The 21,574-nt window shown below is 75.3% G+C and carries 15 protein-coding genes; 11 read left to right on the top strand and 4 right to left on the bottom strand.

Annotated elements, in window-relative coordinates; genetic code table 11:
- Positions 1–33 precede the first annotated feature (33 nt).
- From ACFYX4_RS21555 to ACFYX4_RS21595, 9 genes are all read left to right on the top strand, one after another.
- A complete protein-coding gene (locus ACFYX4_RS21555) occupies positions 34–1,638 on the top strand; it encodes an argininosuccinate lyase (RefSeq protein ID WP_389335447.1) in 1,605 nt (534 codons plus the stop codon).
- On the top strand, positions 1,638–2,795 hold the full coding sequence (locus ACFYX4_RS21560) for a kinase (protein ID WP_389335450.1): 1,158 nt from the start codon (positions 1,638–1,640) through the stop codon (positions 2,793–2,795). Before ACFYX4_RS21555 ends, ACFYX4_RS21560 begins: the two co-directional genes overlap by 1 nt.
- A 2-nt stretch (positions 2,796–2,797) precedes the next feature.
- On the top strand, positions 2,798–5,074 hold the full coding sequence (locus ACFYX4_RS21565; RefSeq protein ID WP_389335453.1) for a pyridoxal-phosphate dependent enzyme: 2,277 nt from the start codon (positions 2,798–2,800) through the stop codon (positions 5,072–5,074).
- Between the two features lie 105 nt (positions 5,075–5,179).
- A complete protein-coding gene (locus tag ACFYX4_RS21570) occupies positions 5,180–5,404 on the top strand; it encodes an MbtH family protein (protein WP_389335456.1) in 225 nt (74 codons plus the stop codon).
- On the top strand, positions 5,397–7,235 hold the full coding sequence (locus ACFYX4_RS21575; RefSeq protein ID WP_389335460.1) for a condensation domain-containing protein: 1,839 nt from the start codon (positions 5,397–5,399) through the stop codon (positions 7,233–7,235). Before ACFYX4_RS21570 ends, ACFYX4_RS21575 begins: the two co-directional genes overlap by 8 nt.
- Positions 7,232–10,489 (top strand): amino acid adenylation domain-containing protein, encoded by a 3,258-nt coding sequence (locus tag ACFYX4_RS21580; protein WP_389335463.1) that lies wholly within the window; start codon positions 7,232–7,234, stop codon positions 10,487–10,489. The genes ACFYX4_RS21575 and ACFYX4_RS21580 overlap by 4 nt, the downstream gene beginning before the upstream one ends.
- A gap of 62 nt (positions 10,490–10,551) precedes the next feature.
- Positions 10,552–13,896, top strand: a complete 3,345-nt coding sequence (locus tag ACFYX4_RS21585) for an amino acid adenylation domain-containing protein (RefSeq protein WP_389335466.1) — start codon at positions 10,552–10,554, stop codon at positions 13,894–13,896.
- A gap of 233 nt (positions 13,897–14,129) precedes the next feature.
- Positions 14,130–15,806, top strand: a complete 1,677-nt coding sequence (locus tag ACFYX4_RS21590) for an amino acid adenylation domain-containing protein (protein ID WP_389335469.1) — start codon at positions 14,130–14,132, stop codon at positions 15,804–15,806.
- Between the two features lie 68 nt (positions 15,807–15,874).
- Positions 15,875–17,191, top strand: coding sequence for an MFS transporter (locus ACFYX4_RS21595; protein WP_389335472.1), 1,317 nt, complete (start codon positions 15,875–15,877; stop codon positions 17,189–17,191).
- Here the strand turns inward: ACFYX4_RS21595 and ACFYX4_RS21600 are convergent.
- Complete coding sequence (locus tag ACFYX4_RS21600; RefSeq protein WP_389335475.1) at positions 17,185–17,418, bottom strand: response regulator transcription factor; 234 nt, start codon at positions 17,416–17,418, stop codon at positions 17,185–17,187. The genes ACFYX4_RS21595 and ACFYX4_RS21600 overlap by 7 nt on opposite strands.
- Before the next feature lie 272 nt (positions 17,419–17,690).
- Here ACFYX4_RS21600 and ACFYX4_RS21605 point away from each other — a divergent pair, with 272 nt between their 5' ends.
- Positions 17,691–18,707 (top strand): LuxR C-terminal-related transcriptional regulator, encoded by a 1,017-nt coding sequence (locus ACFYX4_RS21605; protein ID WP_389335478.1) that lies wholly within the window; start codon positions 17,691–17,693, stop codon positions 18,705–18,707.
- A 169-nt stretch (positions 18,708–18,876) separates the two neighbouring features.
- Positions 18,877–19,446: a hypothetical protein gene (locus ACFYX4_RS21610; protein ID WP_389335481.1), complete on the top strand. Its 570-nt coding sequence runs from the start codon at positions 18,877–18,879 to the stop codon at positions 19,444–19,446.
- Between the two features lie 154 nt (positions 19,447–19,600).
- Here ACFYX4_RS21610 and ACFYX4_RS21615 read toward each other — a convergent pair whose 3' ends face one another.
- The 3 genes from ACFYX4_RS21615 to ACFYX4_RS21625 all read right to left on the bottom strand — a co-directional run bounded on the left by ACFYX4_RS21615 (position 19,601) and on the right by ACFYX4_RS21625 (position 21,572).
- Complete coding sequence (locus tag ACFYX4_RS21615; RefSeq protein WP_389335484.1) at positions 19,601–19,813, bottom strand: hypothetical protein; 213 nt, start codon at positions 19,811–19,813, stop codon at positions 19,601–19,603.
- Between the two features lie 136 nt (positions 19,814–19,949).
- Positions 19,950–21,278, bottom strand: coding sequence for an MFS transporter (locus ACFYX4_RS21620; RefSeq protein ID WP_389335487.1), 1,329 nt, complete (start codon positions 21,276–21,278; stop codon positions 19,950–19,952).
- A gap of 93 nt (positions 21,279–21,371) precedes the next feature.
- On the bottom strand, positions 21,372–21,572 hold the full coding sequence (locus ACFYX4_RS21625) for an MbtH family protein (RefSeq protein WP_355999330.1): 201 nt from the start codon (positions 21,570–21,572) through the stop codon (positions 21,372–21,374).
- Positions 21,573–21,574 lie beyond the last annotated feature (2 nt).

The following is a 21,574-nucleotide window of genomic DNA, read 5'->3' on the forward strand; positions in this document are numbered from 1 at the left end:
ACCACCTCACACCACAGAACGGACACCGTCACCGTGACGAGCCAGCCACCGGCGCCCGCCGCCGAACTCAGCGGCCGCATCCGCGGCGGGCCGAGCGACCTGCTGCACGAGGAGCTGCTCGCCCCGCAGTTCCGGTTCGAGGTCCGCCACCTGCTGGACCACTACATCGCCATCGAGAAGACCCTGGCGGCTGAATACGCCCGCATGGGCCTGCTCACCACGGCCGAGGCCCGCTCCGTCGCCGTCCTCCTGGACGAGGCGGGCCCCGAGACCCTCACCGCCCGCCCCGACGCCAACATGTCGGACATCGCCTTCGCCCTCGAACGGCACGTCACGGCCGGGCTGCCGGCCCCACTCCCGCGCTGGCACGTCGACCGCAGCCGCAACGACCTCCAGGCTTGCGCCCAGGCGATGTTCGGCCGCGACCAGATCGCCCGGCTCGCTGCGGCCCTGCTGGACCTTTGCGCCGTCGTCCTCGAACGCGCCGAGGAGACACGCGAGTTGCCCATGCCCGGCTACACCCACTTCCAGGCCGCGCAGATCATCACCCCGGGTTTCCATCTTGCCGCCCTCGCCGAGCAGTTGCTGCACACCCAGCGCCGTCTGCTGCACGCCTACGACGGGATGAACGCCTGCCCGCTCGGCGCCGGGGCGATGGCCGGACAGGAACTGCCCTGGGACCGCGCCCGGATGGCCCGCATGCTGGGCTTCGACCGCCCCCAGCCCAACGCCCTCACCGCGGTCGCCTCCCGCCGCTGGAGCGCCGAGGCCACCGCCGAACTCAGCCTGCTCGGGTCCGCGTTGAGCCGCTTCGTCACCGATCTGCTCACCTGGGGCGGCAGCGAGCACGGCTTCATCGAGCTGCCCGACGAGCTGTCCGGCATCTCCTCGGCGATGCCGCAGAAGAAGAACTACCCCGTCCTGGAACGGATCCGGGGACGCACGGCCCACCTGACCGCCTTCCACGCCGATGTCCTCCTAGGCCAGCGCAACACCCCCTTCTGCAACCTGGTGGAGGTCTCCAAGGAGGCCGGCACGCACGTCCTGACCGCGTTCGACTCGGCGCACGGCACGGTCCGGCTGCTCACCGAGGTGATGCGCCGGGTCGGCTTCCGCGCCGAGCGCATGCGCGCGGTGTGCGAGCGCGAGTACCTGGGCGGCTTCAGCCTCGCCAACGCCCTCACCCTCACCGAGGGGGTGCCGTGGCGGACCGCGCAGGTCGTCGCCGGGAAGTACGTCGTGAGCGCCGCGGGGGCCGGGACACCGCCCCACCCCGGCGAGCCGGACCTCCTGGCCCGGGCCGCCGCCGAGCACGGGCTGACCCTCGCCGACCCGGCCGCACTGCTCGCCGACGCCTTCGACGTGGACCGCGGCCTCGCCCGCCTGTCCTCCGCCGGCTCCGCCCACCCCGACGCCGTACGGGAGGCGCTGCAAGCCCAGCGGGCCACCCACGAGGAGCTGCGCGCCGCGTGGGACCACCGCGCGGAGGCCGTACGCACGGGCGCGTCCGAGACGGCCCACGCACTGGAGCCGACCCCGCAGGAACAGGTCTCGCAGGACCTCGCCCTTCTGGGCCCGGTCCCTCAGAACTCCGCCGACGCGGGATCCGGCCCCCGGCCGGGAACGGGGGAGCGCTGATGCCCCCGGCCCCGCTGAGCGGCCCGGCCGCCGCCCCCACCACCCCCGCCACATCCGCCGTCCTCGTCGCCCCCGCCCCCGCCCTCGCCCCCGTCGCTCCCGCCCCCGCCACTCCCGTCACCGCCCCCGCACCACCCCCCGGCACCGGGCACGCCTTCGGCACCTTCGGGGAGTTGCTCCAGGGCGCCCTGCCCGCCCCCGACAGCGACTTCCTCGTCACCTTCCCGCTGGCCCGCTGGGCCACCGCGCTCTTCCGGCCCGCCCCCGAGGCGCGGGAGGTGCGGGTCGTGCCCGGGCACAAAGGCAAGTCCCGGCGCGTCGCCGAGGCCGTCCTCGCCGCGCTCGGCGAGAGCGGCGGCGGACTGCTGGAACTCCGCGGCGACCTCCCCGAGGGCAAGGGCATGGCCAGCTCCTCGGCCGACCTCGTCGCCACCGTGCGGGCCGTCGGCGCCGCGTTCGGGCGGACGTTCACCCCGGCGCAGACCGAGGCGTTCCTGCGCGGCGTGGAGCCGGCCGACGGCGTCATGTACGACGAGATCGTCTGCTTCCACCACCGGGCCGTGCGGCTGCGCCGCCGACTCGGCACGCTGCCCCCGCTCGCCCTCGTCGCCCACGACGAGGGCGGACAGGTCGACACCGTGACCCACAACCGGACCGCGACGGCCATCGGGACGACCGAACGGCATGAGTACGCAAGGCTGTTGGACCGGCTGTCCGACGCCGTCGCCACGGGCGAACTGCCCGCGGTGGGCGAGGTCGCCACCCGCAGCGCCGAACTCAACGGCCGCAGACGCGCCCGCGCCGGGTTCGCCGAACTGCGCGCGCTGTGCCGCGAGGTCGACGGCCACGGACTGGTCCTCGCCCACAGCGGCACCCTGCTCGGCGTCCTCCTCGACGCCCACGATCCCGAACTCGACGCCAAGGCGGCTTATATCCGCGCCGGTTGCACCCCGCTCGGCGGCGAGGTGTCCGTCCACCGCGCCCTGGGCGCCGGGGACCACTGGGCCCCCGGCCCACACCTGGCGGCATCGGCTGTCGGCGACGACTGGGCCCCCGGCCCGCACCTGGCGGCATCGGCTGTCGGCGACCACTGGGCCCCCGGCCCCCACCCGGCGACGCCCGCCACCCCCCTCACCACCCACCGACTGGAGATCTGAGCATGCTCTTCGACACGCTGACGGACGCGATCGGCCGCACGCCGCTCGTCCGGCTGCGCCTCGGCGCGGAACGCGGGGTGGAGGTCTATGCCAAGCTGGAGCTCCAGAACCTGTTCGCGATGAAGGACCGGGTCGCCCGCAACATCGTCCTGGAGGCCAGACGGCTCGGCACCCTGCGCCCCGACGCCCCCGTGGTGGAGAGCTCCTCCGGCACCATGGCGCTCGGCGTCGCCCTCGTCGGCCGCTCCCTCGGCCACGAGGTGCACATCGTCACCGACCCGCGCATCGACCCCGTCACCCTGGCCAAACTGCGCGCTCTGGGCTGCCGCGTGCACATCGTCGAGGCGATGACCAGCCACGGCTGGCAGTCCGCCCGGCTGGAGCGGCTCGCGGAGCTGATGGCCGAACTGCCCGGCGCCTTCTGGCCCCAGCAGTACACCAACCCCGACAACCCCGGCGCCTACCGCGACCTCGCCCGTGAACTCCTCGACGATCTGGGCCACATCGACGCCCTGGTCGGCGCGGTCGGCAGCGGCGGCTCGCTGTGCGGCACCGGCCGGGCGCTGCGCGAGAGCCTGCCCGCCGTGCGCGTCGTCGGCGTCGACTGCGTCGGCAGCGCCCTGTTCGGGCAGCCCGACGTGCCGCAACGGCTCCAGAGCGGCCTCGGCAACAGCCTGCTGCCGAAGAACCTCGACCGCTCCCTCGTCGACGAGGTCCACTGGCTCAACGACCACGAGGCGTTCGCCGCCACCCGCGAACTCGCCCGCGAACAGCAGATCTTCGGCGGCAACACCTCCGGCTCGGTCTACCGCGTCCTCGGCGACCTGGCCCGGCGCGCGGAACCCGGCTCCCGCGTCGTCGGCATCCTGCCCGACCGGGGAGACCGCTACGCCGACACCGTCTACAGCGACGAGCACTGGGACGGCCACGCCCTGCGCGACCTTCCGGCGTCCGGCCGCCCGGCCGTCGTACCCGCCGGGACCGCCGTCACGAGCTGGTCCCGCCAGTCCTACGCCGCCCCCGACGACCTGCGCCGGCACCTCGTCTTCGTCGAGTCCAACACCACCGGCACCGGCATGCTCGCCCTCGACCTCGCCCGGGACCGGCTCGGCGCCGCGCCCGTCCTGCTGACCGGCGACCCCGCCCGCTACCGGGGGCTGGAGGCCACCGGAGCCGAGGTGATCCGCTGCGACACCAACTCCGACGCCGCGCTGCGGGCCGCCGTCCAGGACCGCTTCCGCCGCGAGGAGATCGCCGGGATCACCACCACCAGCGACTTCTACGTCCCCGCCGCCGCCCGGCTGGCCCGCTGGCTCGGCCTGCCCGGCAACCCGCCCGAGGCCGTGACCGCCTGCCGCGACAAGTCGGCCCTGCGCGCGCTGCTGGCGGACGCCGGGGTGCGCCAGCCCCGGTACGCGGTGGTGCGTGAGCCCGGCGAGGTCGCCGCGGCCGTCGCCCGGACCGGACTGCCGTGCGTGGTCAAGCCCGCCGACGACTCGGGCTCGGTCAACGTCCTGCTCTGCGCCGACGAGGCCGAGGCCCTCGCCCAGACCGAGCGGATCCTCGCCGTCACCGTCAACGCGCGGGGCATGCCGACCGCGCGGACCGTCCTCGTCGAGGAGTACCTCGACGGCCCCGAGTACAGCGTGGAGACGTTCAGCCGGGACGGCCGCGCCGAATGCGTCGGCATCACCGCCAAGTCGGTCACCGGCACACCCCACTTCGTGGAGCACCGCCACCTCTTCCCCGCCCCGCTCCCGGCCGCCACGGCGCAGCAGGTCACCGAGACGGTGACGGCCGCCCTGGACGCGGCCGGCATCCGGTTCGGCGTCGCCCACACCGAGGTGAAGCTGACCGCCGGCGGACCGGCCGTCGTCGAGATCAACCCGCGCCCCGCGGGCGGCATGATCCCCGAACTCGTCCGGCTGGCCTGCGGCGTCGACCTGCTCGAACAGCAGCTCAAGGCCGCGATCGGCCTGGAGCCCGACCTCAAACCCCTCAACGGGGCCCACGCGGGCATCCAGTTCCTGCTCACCGACGCCGACGGCGTCCTCGACGCCGTGGACGGCGTACCGCACGCGGCTGCCGTGGACGGCGTCGAGGCGGTGACCGTCACCGCCGCGCCCGGCGCCGTGATCCGGCGCGCGCGCAGCGCGGGCGACCGGATCGGGCACGTCATCGCGTGCCGTCCGGGCCCCGACGAGGTGACGGCCGCGCTGGACGAGGCACGGGCTCTCATCCGACTCACGATCACCGACCTACCGGCTCAACAGCCCTGATTCCGGGCGGCTCTGCCCGCCGAACGACCCCGGCCAGGGACCCCTTTCCGCCCGACGTCGTACGGACCCGTACGACGTCCCCACCACCCCCTCCAGGAGAACGCCATGAGCAACCCCTTCGAGAACGACGACGCCGTCTACCTCGTCGTCCGCAACGACGAGCTCCAGCACTCGCTGTGGCCGGCCGACCTCCCCGTCCCGGCCGGCTGGACCACGGTCCACGGCCCGGACGCCCGCCAGGCCTGCCTCGACCACGTCGAGCGGCACTGGACGGACATGCGCCCCGCGTCCCTGGTCGCGGCCCTCGCCGAGGACACGGCCCGTGCCTGACCCCGCACGCCTCCTGCCCGCCCCCGGCCGGCCGGCCCCGCCGCCGGCCGGGGCGGCCCAGGAGGGCTCGGCCATGGCCGTCCCCCTGGACGCCCTCCGGCGACTCGTCGCCCAAGTGCTGGGCCTGGCCGCCGACTCCGTCCGCCCGGACCACGGCTTCACCGAGCTCGGCGGTGACAGCATCCAGGCCATCCAGGTCGTCAGCCGCGCCCGTGCGGCCGGGCTGCTGCTCACCACCCGCGACGTCCTGCGCAGCGACAGCGTCGCCGCGCTCGCCTCCGCCGCCCGCACGGCGGACGGCCCCCCGGCGAACGAGGGACCCGTCGAACCCCCGCGCCGCACCGGCCCGTTGGCCGCGACCCCGATCATGGCGTGGCTCGGCGAACTCGCCGGCCCCGTCGACACCTACCACCAGTCGCTCGTCGTCCGCACCCCCGCCGGATTCCGCGCCGAACACGCCGTGCGCGTCGTGCGGGCCCTGCTCGACACGCACGACGTCCTGCGGCTCACGGTTCCCGGCGGGGCGCACTCCGCCGCCGCGGGATGCTCCATTCCGCCGCCGGGCAGCGTCGACGCGCACGCCCTGGTCGAACACGTCCGCGCGCCCGACGCCGACGACGCCGAACTGCCCGCCCTCACCACCGACCGGATCCGGGCCGCCCGACGCCTGCTGTCCCCGGCGGACGGCGTCATGCTGCGCGCCGTGCTCGTCGACCGAGGCCCCGGCCGGCAGGGCCGACTCGCCCTGATCGTGCACCACTTGGCCGTCGACGGCGTGTCCTGGCGCATCCTCCAGGACGACCTGCGCACCTGCTGGGCGCGGCTCACCGCCGGCGAGGACCCCGTCCTCGAACCCGCGCCCACGCCGTTCGCGCACTGGGCGGACCTGCTGCGCGCCGACGCCACCTCCGGCCGCCGTATGCGCGAGGCGGCACGCTGGACCGAGTCGTTGCGCCCTGCCCCCGAACCCCTCGGCGGCGTCAGCCCGTTGACCCGGCTCGACGCCGAGACCGCCGGCCACCGCCTCACCCTCACCCTGCCCCCGGACGTGGCCGGGCCGCTGCTCACCGTCGTGCCCGGCGTCGTCAACGGCACCGTCAACGACGTCCTGCTCACCGGGCTCGCCCTCGCGGTCCTCGCCTGGCGGCGTCCGCTGACGGGCCCGGCGGACGGCGGCACCGTCCTCGTCGACGTCGAGGGCCACGGCCGCGAGGACGTCGCGGGCGCCCCCGACCTGTCCCGCACCGTCGGCTGGTTCACCACCGTGTACCCGGTCCGCCTCGACCTCGGCCGGCCCGACCTCGACGACGCCCGCGCGGGCGGCCCCGCCGCCGGCGCGGTCCTGCGCACCGTCAAGGAGACCCTGCGCGCCGTCCCCGACCACGGCATCGGCCACGGCCTGCTGCGCCACGGCAACACCCGCACCGGCCCCGCCCTCGCCGCCCGCGGTGTCCCCGAGATCGGCTTCAACTACCTCGGCCGCTTCCCGATGGGCGACACCGCCGACTGGGCCGCCGCACCCGGGCACGACTTCGCCCTCGACGAGGCCGACGACGGCCTCGCCATGGCCCACGCCGTGGAGGTCAACGCCGCCGCCCACGAGGGCCCCGACGGCCCCACCCTCAGCGCCACCTGGACCTGGGCGGGCAACGCCCTCGCGGCCGACCGCGCGCACGCCCTGGCCCACGAGTGGTTCGCCATGCTGCGCGCCCTCGTCCGGCACGCGGCACTGCCCGGCGCCGCCGGACTCACCCCGTCCGACGTGTCCCTGCCCGGCCTCGGCCAGGCCGAACTCGACGACTTCGAAGCCCAGTTCGGAGAACTGCTGTGATCCCCCTGTCCCACGCCCAGCGCCGCCTGTGGTTCCTGTGCCGCGACGGCGACCCCGGCGGCCTGCACAACATCCCCGTGGGGCTGCGCCTGCACGGTGACCTCGACCGCGTCGCCCTCACGGCCGCCCTCACGGACGTCACCGACCGGCACGAAGCCCTGCGCACGGTCTTCCCCAACCATGACGGCGTCCCCCACCAGCACGTCCTCGACCCGGGCACCGCACCGCCCTGCCCGGTCACCGTCGTCCCGGCCGGCGAACACCCGCGCCGCGCACGGGAGACCGCGGCGTCGCCGATCGACCCGGCCACCGAACCGCCGCTGCGCGCCCACCTGTTCACCGACGGGGCGCGGGAGCACTACCTGCTGCTCGTCCTGCACCACATCGCAGGCGACGGCGCGTCCCTCGACGTCCTCCTGCGCGACCTGGCCGCCGCCTACACCGCCCGGCTCACCGACACGGAGCCGGACTGGCCCGAACTCCCCGTCCAGTACCCGGACTACGCCCTGTGGCGGCACGACGTCCTCGGCGACCCGGACGACCCGGACTCCGAGCACTCCCGGCAACTCGGCCATCGGGCCGGCGCGCTCGGCGGCCTGCCCGAGGAGCACACCCTCCCCACCGACCGGCCCCGCCCCGCCGTCGCCTCCCACCGCGGCGCGGTCGTCACCGCCGAAGCCGGGGCCGCCGCGCACACCCGTCTCGCCGGCCTCGCCCGCGACCGGCGCGCCACCGTCTTCATGGCCGTCCAGGCGGCACTCGCCACTCTGCTCACCCGCCTCGGCGCGGGCACCGACCTCGCCCTCGGCTGCCCCGTCGACGGCCGCGACGACGAGGCGCTGGAACACCTCGTGGGCCTCTTCGTCGACACCGTCGTGGTGCGGGCCGACACCTCGGGCGACCCCGCCTTCACCGACGTCCTCGACCGGGTCCGCGACGCCGCCCTGGACGCCCACGCCCACCGGGACGTGCCCTTCGACGCCCTGGTGGAACGGCTCAACCCGCCCCGCTCGCCCGGCCGTCACCCCCTGTTCCAGATCGCCGTCGCCGGCCGCCGGGACACGGGCGGCGAACCGGTCCTCCCGGGCCTGCGGGTCCGCACGGAAGCCGTGCGCACCGCCACCGCCAAGTTCGACCTGACCCTCGAGGTCGATGAGCGTCACTACCCCGACAGCGGCCTGCCGGCCGGGATCGGCCTGGCCCTCGAATACGCCGCCGACCTGTTCGACGCCGCCACCGCCCAGCGGCTCCTTGACCGGCTGACCCTGCTCCTCGACGCGGTCGCCGCCCACCCCGCCGCCCCCATAGCCGCCCACGACCTGCTGACCCCCGAGGAGCGCGCCGCCGTCACGGACGGCTGGCAGGGCGCGCCGGCCGTGCCCCACGACACCACCGTGCACGCCCTGTTCGCCGAACTGGCCGCCGCCCACCCGGAACGGACCGCGGCCGTCAGCGGCGAACGGGAGGTCAGCTACGGCGCACTCGACGCGCTCTCCGACCGGGTCGCGGCCCGGCTCGCCACCCTCGGGGTGCGCCCCGGCGCGACGGTGGCCGTCCTCATGGACCGGTCCGTGGAGCTGATCGCCGCCTGCCTCGGCGTGGTGAAGGCCGGGGCGGCCTATCTGCCTCTCGACGCCCGTGCGCCGCAAGCCCGTTCGGCGTCGGTCCTCTCCGCCGCCGGCGCGACGGTCCTCGTCACCGACCCGGGCACGGACACCGCCGGCCTCGGCGCCCGCCACACGCTCCGCCTCGGCGACGACCTCACGGTGGACTACGGGGACAGCGACGGGCGTCACGGTGACGCGCCGACGGACGACGGGCGTCACGGTGCCGCATCGACGGACGACGGGCGGACGCCCCGCACCCACGGCCATCCCGACGACCTCGCCTACGTGATGTACACCTCCGGCTCGACCGGCACACCCAAGGGCGTCGCCGTCGCCCACCGCGAGGTCGTCGCCCTCGCCCTGGACCGGCGCTGGCGCGGCGGCGCGCACGACCGCGTCCTGCTGCGCTCCCCGCACGCCTTCGACGCCTCCACCTACGAACTGTGGGTGCCGCTGCTGAACGGCGGACTCGTGGTCGTCGCCCCGCCCGGCGACCTGGACGTGCCCGGCCTCGCCCGGCTCATCGGCGAACAGCGCGTCACCGGCACCTTCCTGACGGCCACGCTCTTCAACGAACTCGCCGACCGCTGCCCGGAACGGCTCGGCACGCTGCGCGAGGTGATGACCGGCGGCGAGGCCGCCTCCCCGGCCGCCGTCCGCCGCGTCCGCGAGCACTGCCCGGACACCACCGTGACCAACGCGTACGGGCCGACGGAGACCACCACCTTCGCCGTCCTCCTCCCCCTCGCCCCCGGGCAGGAGATCCCGGCCGGACAGATACCGATCGGACGCCCCCTGGACGGCACCCGCCTGCACGTCCTCGACGACCGCCTCGCCCCCGTACCGCCCGGCGTCACCGGCGAGTTGTACATCGCCGGGGCCGGTCTCGCCCGGGGCTACCTGGGACGCCCCGGGCTCACCGCCGAACGGTTCACCGCCTGCCCGTCCGGTCCGCCCGGCGCCCGGATGTACCGCACCGGCGACCTCGCGCGCTGGACGGCGGACGGCCGGATCGAGTACCTGGGCCGCGCCGACCGGCAGACCAAGATCCGGGGCCTGCGCATCGAACCGGGCGAGATCGAGAACGCCCTCGCGGGCCACCCGGACGTGGGCCGGGCCGCGGTCACCGTCGTCCCGACCCCGGCCGGACCCGTCCTCGCCGGCTACGCGGTGCCCGCCGAGGGCAGGCGTCCCGACCCGGTGGCGCTGCGCGAGCACCTGCGGACCCAACTGCCGGACTGGATGGTCCCGTTGACGGTCACCGTACTCGACCGCTTGCCGGCGACCCCCAACGGCAAGATCGACCTGGCCGCCCTCCCCGCCCCCGGCCCCGCCGCCGGGGAACGGCCCTACCAGGCCCCGAGGAACGACACCGAGCGCGCCCTCGCCGCCCTGTGGGAGCGGATGCTCGGCGCCGAACGGGTCGGCGTCCACGACGACTTCTTCGCCCTGGGCGGCCACTCCCTCCTCGCGACCCGCCTCCTCGCGGAGATGCGCTCCCTGCTCGGCGTCACCGTCACCGTCCGCGGCTTCTTCACGGGCCCGACGGTCGCCCAACTCGCCTCATCCGCAACGTCCGTTGAAGCGACCGCCCACACCGACGACCCGCCGGTCGTACGCCGAGTGCGCCGCCCCAGCCCCGCCTGACCGAGCCCGCGCCCACGCCCCCGGCCCCGCCCACGCCCGCCCTTTGACCACAGGAACCCACCGTGAGCCGTACCCCTGCCCCCGCCCCTGCTCCCGCCCCCTCAACGCCGGCCGCGCCCCCCGTTCCCGCGCCCGCCTCCAAAGTCGAGGACGTCCTCCCGCTCTCCCCCCTCCAAGAAGGCATCCTCTTCCACGCGTTGTTCGACGAGCGGGAGCGTGACGTCTACGTCGCGCAGCTGCTGCTCGACCTGTCGGGGCCGCTGGACGCCGGACGGCTGCGCGCCGCCGCCGACGCCGTGCTGGTACGCCACGCCAACCTCCGGGCAGGCTTCCTGCGCCGCGCCTCCGGCGAACCCGCGCAGGTCGTCCGGCGTGACGCGCGGGTGCCGTGGGAGGAGCGGGACCTCTCCGCGCTCGACGAGGACGAACAGGCCGACACCGTACGGACGTTGCTGGCCCAGGACCGGGCCCGCCGCTTCGACCTGGCCCGGCCGCCGCTGCTCCGCCTCACCCTCCTGCGCACCGGACCACTCAGCCACCGGCTGCTCCTGACGTACCATCACATCCTGCTGGACGGCTGGTCCTGGCCCGTCCTGGTCCGCGAACTGCTGGCCCTGCACGACGCGGGACCGGATGCAGGTGGAGCGGACGCCGCCGGACCGCACGCCGCAGGACCGGACGCGGCCGGATCGGGTGACACCGGACCGGACGCCGCCGTACTGCCCCCGGTCACGCCGTACGCGTCCTTCCTGGAGTGGCTCGGCGCCCGCGACACCGGCGCGGCCCGCGACGCCTGGGGCCTGGCCCTGGCCGGGCTGGCCGGCGGCAGCCGCACCGCGCCCGTCTCCACCGGCCCCTCCGCGCTGCTGCCGCACCGCGTCGAGACCGCCCTCACCCCCGGCCTCACCGAGCGGCTCACCGCCCTCGCCCGCGCCCACCGGATCACCCCGGGCACCCTCCTCCAGGGCTCCTGGGCCCTGCTGCTCGCGAACCGGCTCCGCTCCGACGACGTGGTCTTCGGCGCCGTCGTCAGCGGACGTCCCGCCGAACTGCCCGGCGTCGCCGACATCGTGGGCCTGTGCATCAACACCGTGCCGGTCCGCGTCCGCGTCGACCGCACCGAGCCGCTCGTCGGCCTGTTCACCCGGCTCCAGGACGAGCAGGCGCGGCTGATCGAGCACCACCACCTCGGCCTCACCGAGATCCAGCGCACCGCCGGGGCCGGCGAACTGTTCGACTCCTGCGTGGCCTACCAGAACTATCCGGTCGACGCCGCCGGCCTCGCCGCGCTCTCCACCGGCGAACTCCGCGTCACCGCCGTCGACCCGCACGACGCGGCGCACTACCCGCTCACCCTGACCGCGATCCCCGGCGACCGACTGCGTCTCCAGATCGACCACCGGCCGGACGCCTTCGACACCGCCGACGCGCAGGCCCTGCTGGACCGTCTCGTCCGCCTCCTCGAAGCCGTCGCCGACGACCCGACCCGCCCGGCCGGCGCGGTGGACCTGCTGTCCCCGGCCGAACGGCGGCGCGTGCTGGCCGAGTTCAACGACACCGTCCGCGACGAGGACTACGCCGAGGTCACCGACCGGGTGCGGCGCCAGGCTCAACTGCGGCCCCACGACGTCGCGGTGACCGACGACACGGGCCGCGCCCTCACCTACACCGAACTCGTCGCCCGCGCCGACGCGCTCGCCGAGCGGCTGCGCGCGGAAGGCGTCGACGACGGCGGCCTCGTCGCGGTCCTCGGCGAGCCGACCGCCCGGACGCCCGTCGCCTTCCTCGGCATCCTCGGCGCCGGAGCCGCCTACGTGCCGCTCGACCCCGTCGGCCCGGTCGCCCGTACCGCCGCCCTGCTGACCGCCGGGGGAGTGCCGTGGCTGCTCACCGCGCCCGAACAGCGGGCGCGCGCCGCGGAGATCGTGGCGGCGGCCGGACACCCCGTGCGTGTGCTGGTCCTCGACGACGCCGACACCCGCCCGACCGGAGCGCCGTCCCGGGACGGCGGCGGGCGCGACGCCCTGGCCTACGTGTGCTTCACCTCCGGATCCACCGGCCGCCCCAAGGGCGCCATGGTGCACCGGCGGGGCATGAACAACCACCTGCTCGCCAAGCTCGACGACCTGGAGCTCACCCCCGACGACCGGGTGGTGATGAACGCGCCCCTCACCTTCGACATCTCCGTCTGGCAGATGCTCGCCCCGCTCATCACCGGCGGCCGGGTCCACCTCGTCTCCCGCGACACCGCCCGCGACCCGGACGCCCTGTTCGCCGCCGTCGCCCGGCACGGCGTCACCGTCATGGAGACCGTCCCCTCCTTCGTGCGCGCCGCCCTCGACCTGTGGGACTCCGGCGTCCCCCGGCCCGAACTCCCGGCGCTGCGCTGGTTCGTCGTCAACGGCGAGGTCCTCCCGCCGGAACTGTGCACCCGCTGGTACGACCACCACCCCGAAGCGGCGATCGTCAACGCCTACGGGCTCACCGAGTGCTCGGACGACAACACGCACGCCTTCATCGGCCGCCGGGACGTGACCGACCTGCTCGAACACGGCCGGCTGCCCGTCGGCAGGCCGCTGCGCAACAACCGGCTCTACATCCTCGACCCGTCGCTCGCGCCCGTGCCGCCCGGCGTCCCCGGCGAACTCTTCATCGCGGGCACCGGCGTCGGGCCCGGCTACCTGGGCGAGCCCCGCCGCAGCAGCGAGCGCTACGTCCCCGACCCGTTCGCCGCCGAGCCCGGCGCCCGGATGTACCGCACCGGCGACCTGGCCCGGCTGCGCGCCGACGGCCAACTGGACTTCCTCGGACGCCAGGACCACCAGGTCAAGATCCGCGGCAACCGCATCGAACTCGGCGAGGTGGAGACCGCGCTGCGGGCCGTGCCGGGCGTCGGGGACGCGGTGGTGACCGTGGACCGCGACGGCGCCGGACAGCAGCGGCTCGTCGGCTGGTTCACCGGAGAGGCGGACGCCGACGGCATCCGCGCCGCGCTCTCCCAGAGCCTGCCGAACTACATGGTGCCCTCGCTGCTGTTCCCGCTGCCCGCGCTGCCGCTGACCACCAACGGCAAGATCGACCGCAAGGCCCTGCCCGACCCGGCGGACCTCGCGCGCCCCGCCGGACGCGCCCCGGCGAACGCCGCCGAAGAGGCCGTCTGCGCCCTCTTCGCGGCCGTCCTCGGCCTCACCGCCGCCGGACCCGACGACGACTTCTTCGCCCACGGCGGCCACTCCCTCCTCGCCACCCGGCTGACCGGACGGCTGCGCACCGAACTCGGCGCACACCTCACCATCCGCGACCTCTTCGAGACCCCCACCCCGGCCGGCATCGCCGCCCGAATGTCGGCCGCCGCCCCCACCCCCACCCGCCCAGCCCTGCGCCCACGCACCCGCGACCGTGCCTGACACCCACCACCCCGCCCCGGCGGCACCGCCCGCCCCGGCGGCACCACCAGTACCGCCCGTATCGGCCGCACCGTCCAAACCTGCCGCCCCGGCCGCCCCGGCCGTATCGGCCGTACCGCCCAAACCGGCCACCCCGCCCGCGCCGCCAGCGCCGCCCAAACCGGCCACCCCGCCAGCGCCGCCCAAACCGCCCGCCCCGTCAGCCCCGCCCGCCCCGACAGGAGACAGACCCCATGAGCCCCGACGACATCCCTGTCCCCCTGCGCATCGCCCGGCAGGCGGAGCGGACCCCCGACGTGACGGCCGTGATCGCCCCCGACGGTGAGCTGACCTACCGTCGGCTCGACCGGCGGGCCCGTGCCGTCGCCGGGGAGCTGCGCGCCGCCGGCGCGGGCCCCGAGGACACCGTGCTCGTCGGGGTGGGCCGGGGCGCCGACTGGGCCGTCGCCCTCCTGGGCGTCTGGTACGCCGGCGCCGCGCCGCTGCTCGTCGACCCCGCGGCCCCCGACGAGCGGCTGCGCGCCCTGCTGGCAGCCGCCGGCACCCGGCACGCGGTCGTCACCGGCCACGCCGCCGCGGCCCGCCTGCACCGCCGCTGCGACCAGGAGCTGTTCTGGGCGGGAACCCGGGGCGACGCACTCGACACGGAAACGAGGGGCCACGGCCCCGAACCGGTTGCCGTCGCCCTGGCATCGCTCGCCTACGTCCTGTTCACCTCCGGCTCGACCGGCAGGCCCAAACCGGTCGCCGTCGCCCACGCGGGCCTCGCCCGGCAGACCGGCGTGCTCGCCGGGCGCTACGGCCTGACCGCCGCGGACCGGGTGCTCCAGTTCGCCGCGCCCGCCTTCGACGTGGCCCTGGAGGAAGCCCTGCCCACCTGGTGCACGGGCGGCACGGCCGTGTTCGTCGACGACAACGTGGTCTCGCCCGCCGAACTGGAGCCCTTCCTCACCGAACGGGCCGTCACCCTCGTCAACCTGCCCACCCCGTACTGGTCGCAGTGGGCCAAGGACGTGGAACGCCGGCCCCGGCCGCTGCCGCCCGCCCTGCGCCACGTGGTCATCGGCAGCGACGCGGGCCGCACCGCCGACCTCGTCCGCTGGTACGCCGCCGGCGGCCCGCCCGTGACCAGCGCCTACGGCCTCACCGAATCCACGATCACCGCCACCTGCCACGAGGCGCGCCCCGCGACGCTCGCGGACGCCGCCGACGAGGTCATCCCGCTCGGCGTCCCGCTGCCGGGAGTGCGCGCCTACGTCCTGGACGAGGCCCTGACGCACACGGCCGACGGCGAGGCCGGCGAGCTGTACCTCGCCGGGTCCTGCCTGGCCCGCGGCTACCACGACCGCCCCGCCCTGACCGCCGAACGGTTCGTCGCCGACCCGTTCGCCGCCGGGCCGGGGGAGCGGATGTACCGCACCGGGGACCGGGTCCGGCGCGCCCCGGACGGCACGCTGCGCTTCCTCGGCCGCACCGACGACCAGGTCAAGATCCGCGGCCACCGGGTGGAGCTCAAGGAAGTCGAGGCCGCCGTCGCCGCCCACCCGGACGTCGTGGACGTCGTCGCCCGCGCCGTACGGCACCGGGGCGAGCCCCAGGTGGCGGCCTACGTCGAAGCCGCTCCCGGACGGCCGCTGGACGGCGGCGAGTTGCGGCGGCACGTGGCCGCGCGGGCGCCGGGCCATCTCGTCCCGGCCCGGGTGTGCGTCCTGCCCCGGCTCCCGCGCACCCCGGGCGGCAAACTCGACGTACGCGCCCTGCCGGACCCGTTCCCCCCGGAGACGGGGGATCCGCTGCCCTCGGAGACGGCGGACCCGTTCCCCCCGGAGACGACGGTCCCGTTTCCCCTGGAGACGGCGTTTCTCCCGGAGCCGGCGGTCGTGGAACCGCCGCTCCCTGAGCCCGTCTGAACCACCGACCGCCCGGACGGGTCCGCCCCGCCGGACCCGCCCCGCCCACCAGAGAAGGACCCCGCCCCGTGTCCCAGCCCACCGCCGCCCCCGATCCCACCGCCGGGACCGACCCCGCCCCCGGTGAGGAGACGACCACCGGTCCCGAGCCGTCCCCCCGGCAGCGGCGCGACTTCCGCCGGTTCATGGGCTCGCACGTGTGCAACGAACTCGGCAACAGCATCACGTACGTGGCCCTGCCGCTCACCGCCGTGCTCACCCTGCACGCCTCCGCGTGGGAGGCCGGTCTGCTCGCCGCCGCCGAGAGCGCCGCGTTCCTGCTGCTCGGACTGCCGGCCGGGGCCTGGGTGGACCGGATGCGACGCCGCGACGTCATGATCGCCGCCGACCTGGCGCGGGCCGTGCTGCTCACCGCGGTGCCGGTGGCCTGGCTGCTGGACGCCCACTCCATGCCGCTGCTGTACACCGTCGCCCTGCTGCTGGGCTGCGCGCGGCTGTTCGGCGACGTGGCCGACCAGAGCTATCTGCCCACCCTGGTCGGCCGGTCGACGCTGATCGAGGGCAACTCACGCCTGGAGAGCGTGCGTTCGGGCACCGAGCTGGCCGGCCCCGGCATGGCGGGCTTCCTCGTCCAACTCCTCGGACCGGCCGGCACCCTGGCCGGACAGGCCGTCACCTCCCTCACCTCCGCGGCCCTGCTACGCCGCATCGAGGCACGGGAGGAACGGCCCGCCCCGGCGCCGTCCGGGCGCGGCGGCCTCCTGCCGGAGATCAGGGAAGGACTCCACCACGTCCTGCGCCACCCCGTGCTGCGGATGATCGCCCTCAGCACCGCGTCGGTGAACCTCTTCCTCAGCGGCGCCTTCGCCCTGGAGACGCTGTTCCTGACCCGCACCGTGGGCCTGCCGCCCGCCGCGGTCGGCTGGGTGCTCGCCACGGCCGCGCTCGGCTCGGTCCTCGCCTCGCTCGTCACTCAGCGGCTCTCCCGGCGGGTGGGCGCGGCCCGGCTGACCTGGCTGTCCCTGCTGGCCGCCATGCCCTTCGGCCTGCTCCTCCCGCTGGCCGAAGACGACTGGCGGCTGGGCCTGTTCGTCCTGGGCGCGCTGGTGCAGGCGGCGGGCGTGACCACGTACAACATCTGCCAGGTCGCCTACCGGCAGACCGTCTGCCCGCCGCACCTGCTCGGCCGGATGACGGCCACCATGCGGTTCCTGGTGTGGGGAGTGATGCCGGTGAGCGGCCTGCTGGCCGGCGTCCTCGGCGAACTGGTCGGTGTGCGCGGCGCGTTGTGGATCCTGACGGCCGGGCTGACGCTCACCCCGCTGGTCCTGCTGTGCTCGCCGCTGCGGCGGATGCGGGACTTCGACGAGGCACCGGCTCAGTAGCCGGGGCCGTACCCCAACTGGAAGGCCAGGTGCGCCAGTTGGATGCGGTTGACCGAGCCGGTCTTGCCGCGCAGCCGGCGCACATAGGTGTCCACCGTGTGCGGACTGAGCCCCATACGGCGGGCGATGATCCGATAGGTGCACCCCTGCGCGAGATACGCCAACACCTCCTCCTCACGGGGCGAGAGCGAGGCGGGACGCAGGGTCGGATGGGCGGACTCGGACACGGCGGACTCCGATGCGGTGGGTGCGGGCTCCCGGGCAGGGACGGGAACTGTTGCGGCTGAAATCGCTCTCGACGCGGTTTTCTTCGTGGAAAGGCCGGTGTTCACTCTGCTCCTTCACGTATCAACGACGGCGTCATGTGAGTCGACTCGCCGCCGAAGCTGCTCATCAACAGCCTTTCCGCTTGCTTATGCTGACGCCAGGGGGAGGGCGCCTCACCAAGGTGCCTGGCAGCAAAGCGACCCGGGGTGAAGGCATGCAAAGTGGGGCAAGGGTGCTATCGGATCTCAAGGACGTGGACCTCGACGTCTACAGCTGGGTGCTCCAGCACCGCACGATCGAGGTGGACACCGTCGCAGCCGGCACCGGGCACGCTCCGCAGGAGGTGCGGCTCAGCGTGGAGCGGCTGCTCGACGCCCAGTTGCTGCACCGCAGTCCGGAGGACGACTCCGTGGCCTTCGCCGTCGCGCCGGACACCGCCGCCTCCCGCCTCGCCGCACCGCTGGAGGAGGAGATCCGCACACGCCAGCGCGAGATCAGCGGCATCCGCGAGGACCTCGGGCGCTTCATGCCCCACTACCTCCAACGCCGTTCCGCGGGCGAGGCGTTGGAGGTGCTGGGCAACGTCGAGGACGTGCGCGGCGCACTGAACGCCGCCTCCGACCGCTGCCGGCGCGAGGTCCTCACCAGCCAGCCCGGCGGCGGCAGCCGGGTGCCCGAGGCGATGCAGGAGGCGCTCAGACGGGACGAGGCCATGCTGCGCAGAGGCATCTCCATGCGCAGCCTCTACCACCACACCGCCCGGTTCAACGGCCCCAGTCAGGCCTACGTCGCCGCCGCCTCGGCGCTCGGCGCCCAGTACCGCACCGCGCACGAACTCTTCGGCAGGCTCATCGCCTTCGACCGCGAGCTGGCGTTCATCCCTGTGCCGGACGGCAGTTGGGGCGCGGTGGTGATCCGCGAGCCCTCCACCGTCGCCTACCTCTGCGACATCTTCGACCAGACCTGGGACCACGCCACCCCGTTCTCCAACGCCGTCGGCCAGGGGCTTGAGGAGGTCGCCCGCGAGATCCACGAGACGATCATCCGGCTGCTCGCGGCCGGACTGAAGGACGAGGCCATCGCCCGGCGGCTCGGCATGTCGCTGCGCACCGCGCGCCGGCACATCGCCGACATCATGGAGGAACTCGGCGCGGGAAGCCGCTTCCAGGCGGGAGTCGCCGCCGCGGCCCGCGGCCTGCTGGACGACCCCGCGGCCGCGAAGCCGGCCCAGGAGGCCACCGCGGACTGAGCGTGGTCGCGCCCCCGGTCGTGTCACGGCTTTCGGGGAACGTGTTTCCGTGGCTGGTATGCACCCTGCGGGATGAAGGATGCTTCCCCGACGGGGTCGCGGTACGCGGCCCGGCGCGCACGGCTGTCGCGGTGCGCCGGCGAGCCAGGCACAGACTGAGGGGCGCACGATGAACATGCCGTTCGACGGGCCGACGGCGGGATCTCCGAAAGGCCCGCCGCGGGCCCGGCCCGTCCAACGCCCCGCCGGCCCGGCGGGGGAGCACCTGCGGGAGGTCGCCCTCTTCGTCGCGCTCCACCTGGGCCGCGCCCCGGGCGTCCTGTGGCCGGAACACGACCATCCGCTCCTCGGCGACGGCGACGGCGACGGTGCTGGTGTCGGGGCTGGTGTCGGGTCGGACCACGGCACGAACGGTGGCACGGACGACGGCGCGACCCCGACGGCGACGCCCGACCTGGACGCGCTCGCCGCCCAGATCGCCGCCGCGACCGGCCTCGCGGCCCGCCCCGCCCCCGTCGGCGTCCCGCCCGGCCATCTGCTGGTCCATCAGATCGCGGGCGCGGCCACCTGGAACATCGCCGGCGCCGGCGACGACGGCCAGGACGCCTCCCTCCGCTACCGCCTGCGCGCGGGCGAGGTGCTCTACGTCCCCGCCGGCTGGGCGCGTACCGCCGAACCCGCCGCCGGCGCCCGCTGGACGGTCGTCGTCCTCACCCCCGAGGGGCCGCTGACGGGCTGAAGGCAGGACCCCCTGCCCGAGCTCGCACCCACCACGCCCACATACGCACACGCTCACACAGACGCACACGCCCCCACGTACGCACACGCACATACGGAACGAGGCGCCCCGCGGGGCGCCTCGTTCCGTGCGTTCACCGGACGCCGCGCGCCGGTCAGCCGCCCCAGGAGGTGTCGGTCGGGGGCTTCGGGCGGCTCGAGCCGCTCGTCGCCGTGCCGGTCGTCGCCCTGACGTCGACCACGGGCCGGTCGCCCGCCGTGATCCGGGTGGCGCCCCCGTCGGCCGGCGCGGTCGCCGCGGTCCCCGTCAGGACGGCCGCGAAGGCCGCGGCGACGGTGCAGACGGCCAGTGCGAGACGCTTCGTCATGGTGTTCCCCCAGCAGGTGGATGAGCCGGCCCGGGGGTGATCTCCCGGGCCGTTCGGTCGTTGTCTTGCAGGACCAACCCTGCCGCCGCGACCGCCCCACATCGATCCATCCGGCGGCTCATCAAGCTGCCTGACTCTAAAGTGAGGGGCGGCAAACCTCCGCATTCGGTGCGGATCGGTCGGCGATCGGGGCGCTTCGGGGTGGTCTCACGTCCAACTCCCGCCACACCCGGAACACCAGGGGCGTCAGAGTGACCCCGAGATAGACCACGCCGGTCGCCAGCAGCGCGGGCGTCAGACCCCAGCCGTCCAGCACCGGTCCCGCCCCCAGCATCCCCAGCGGTGTGGCCGCCAGGGCGCAGGCGGTGAGCATGCCGAACACCCGGCCGCGCACCTCCTCGGGCACCCGCTCGTAGGCGACGGACATCATCAGCGGGGCGAGCGCCCCCGACCCCAGCCCCGACAGGGCGAGCAGCGACAACAGCGCCCAGGGCGGCGGTTCGGCGGCGAGCGCAGCGCAGCGCACCGCGCCGACCAGGAGGAACGCGCCGACGAACAGGGCCCGGCGCGGCAGCCGGCGCCCGACGCGGCCGTACAGGGCCGCCCCCAGCAGGGCCCCCGCCCCGATCGCGGTCACCATGGCCCCGAACAGCGCGCTGCTGTCCAGCACCCGCGTCCCGTACGCCGGGTACAGCACCCCGTTGAGCGCGCCGTCCAGCGCGTTGGTCACCAGGAGCACGGCCGTCACCGCCCGCACCGGCCGGTCGCCGTTCAGGTAGGCCCAACCCGCCCGCAGGTCCGCGAGATACGACGCCCCCGACCCGCCGGAGTCGCCCTTGCCCGGGGGCCGGGGCGCGGCCGGCACCAGGGCCGCCACCAGCAGACAGCACAGCAGCGCCGCGCCCACGTCCGTGCACAGGGTGCGCACCGGCCCGACGACGGCGATGAGCAGGCCCGCCAGCGGCGCCCCGGCCATCAGACCGATCCGGCGCGCTGCCTCCACCGAGCCGGTGCCCGCCTCCAGGGCGACCCCCGCCCGCTCCATCGCGTCGGGCAGCAGCAGCTGGCGCGCGGTCTCCGCGGGGCCGCGGGCCGCCCCCACCACGAAGACCAGCACGACCAGCACCGGCAGCGCCAGCGCGTCCACGGCGTGCAGCGCGGGGATCAGGGCGAGCGCCGACGCGGTCAGCAGATCCGCGCCGAGGCTCACGGCCCGCGCCGGCAGCCGGTCGACCACCGGTCCCGCGAGCACCGCCGAGCAGAGCAGGCCCGCGGTCTCGGCCGCGGCGACCAGCCCGGTCCAGGTGCCGCTGCCGGTGCTGTGCAGCACGAACCAGGGCACGGCGACCAGGGTCGCCGCGAGCCCCAGCGCGGACACCCCGGCGACGGCCACGAGGGCCAGCAGCGGCGCGGTCCGCCAGGCCCGGGGGGCCTGGGGGGTCCTTAGGGGCGTTCGTAGATTCATCACGGTCCGTCCATTCCTCGCGGGAACCGCGCGCCGCCCGGCGCTCCACGGGCGGCGGAGCGCCGGGCGGCGCGGTTCCCTTCGGTCGTCGGGTCAGCCGGCCATGCTCAGCCGCAGGCTGAGCGGACGCATGTCGGTCCACACCCGCTCGATGTGCGCCAGGCACTCCTCGCGCGAGCCCCGCACGCCCTGCGGGTGCCAGCCGGCCGGGACGGGCCGGCCCGCCTCCCAGAGGGAGTACTGCTCCTCGTCGTTGGCCACGACCAGGTACTGCCGCGTCGTCTCGTCACTCATGG

The organism is Streptomyces sp. NPDC002328 (assembly GCF_042890065.1).
In the GTDB taxonomy this organism is placed as follows: Bacteria; Actinomycetota; Actinomycetes; order Streptomycetales; family Streptomycetaceae; genus Streptomyces.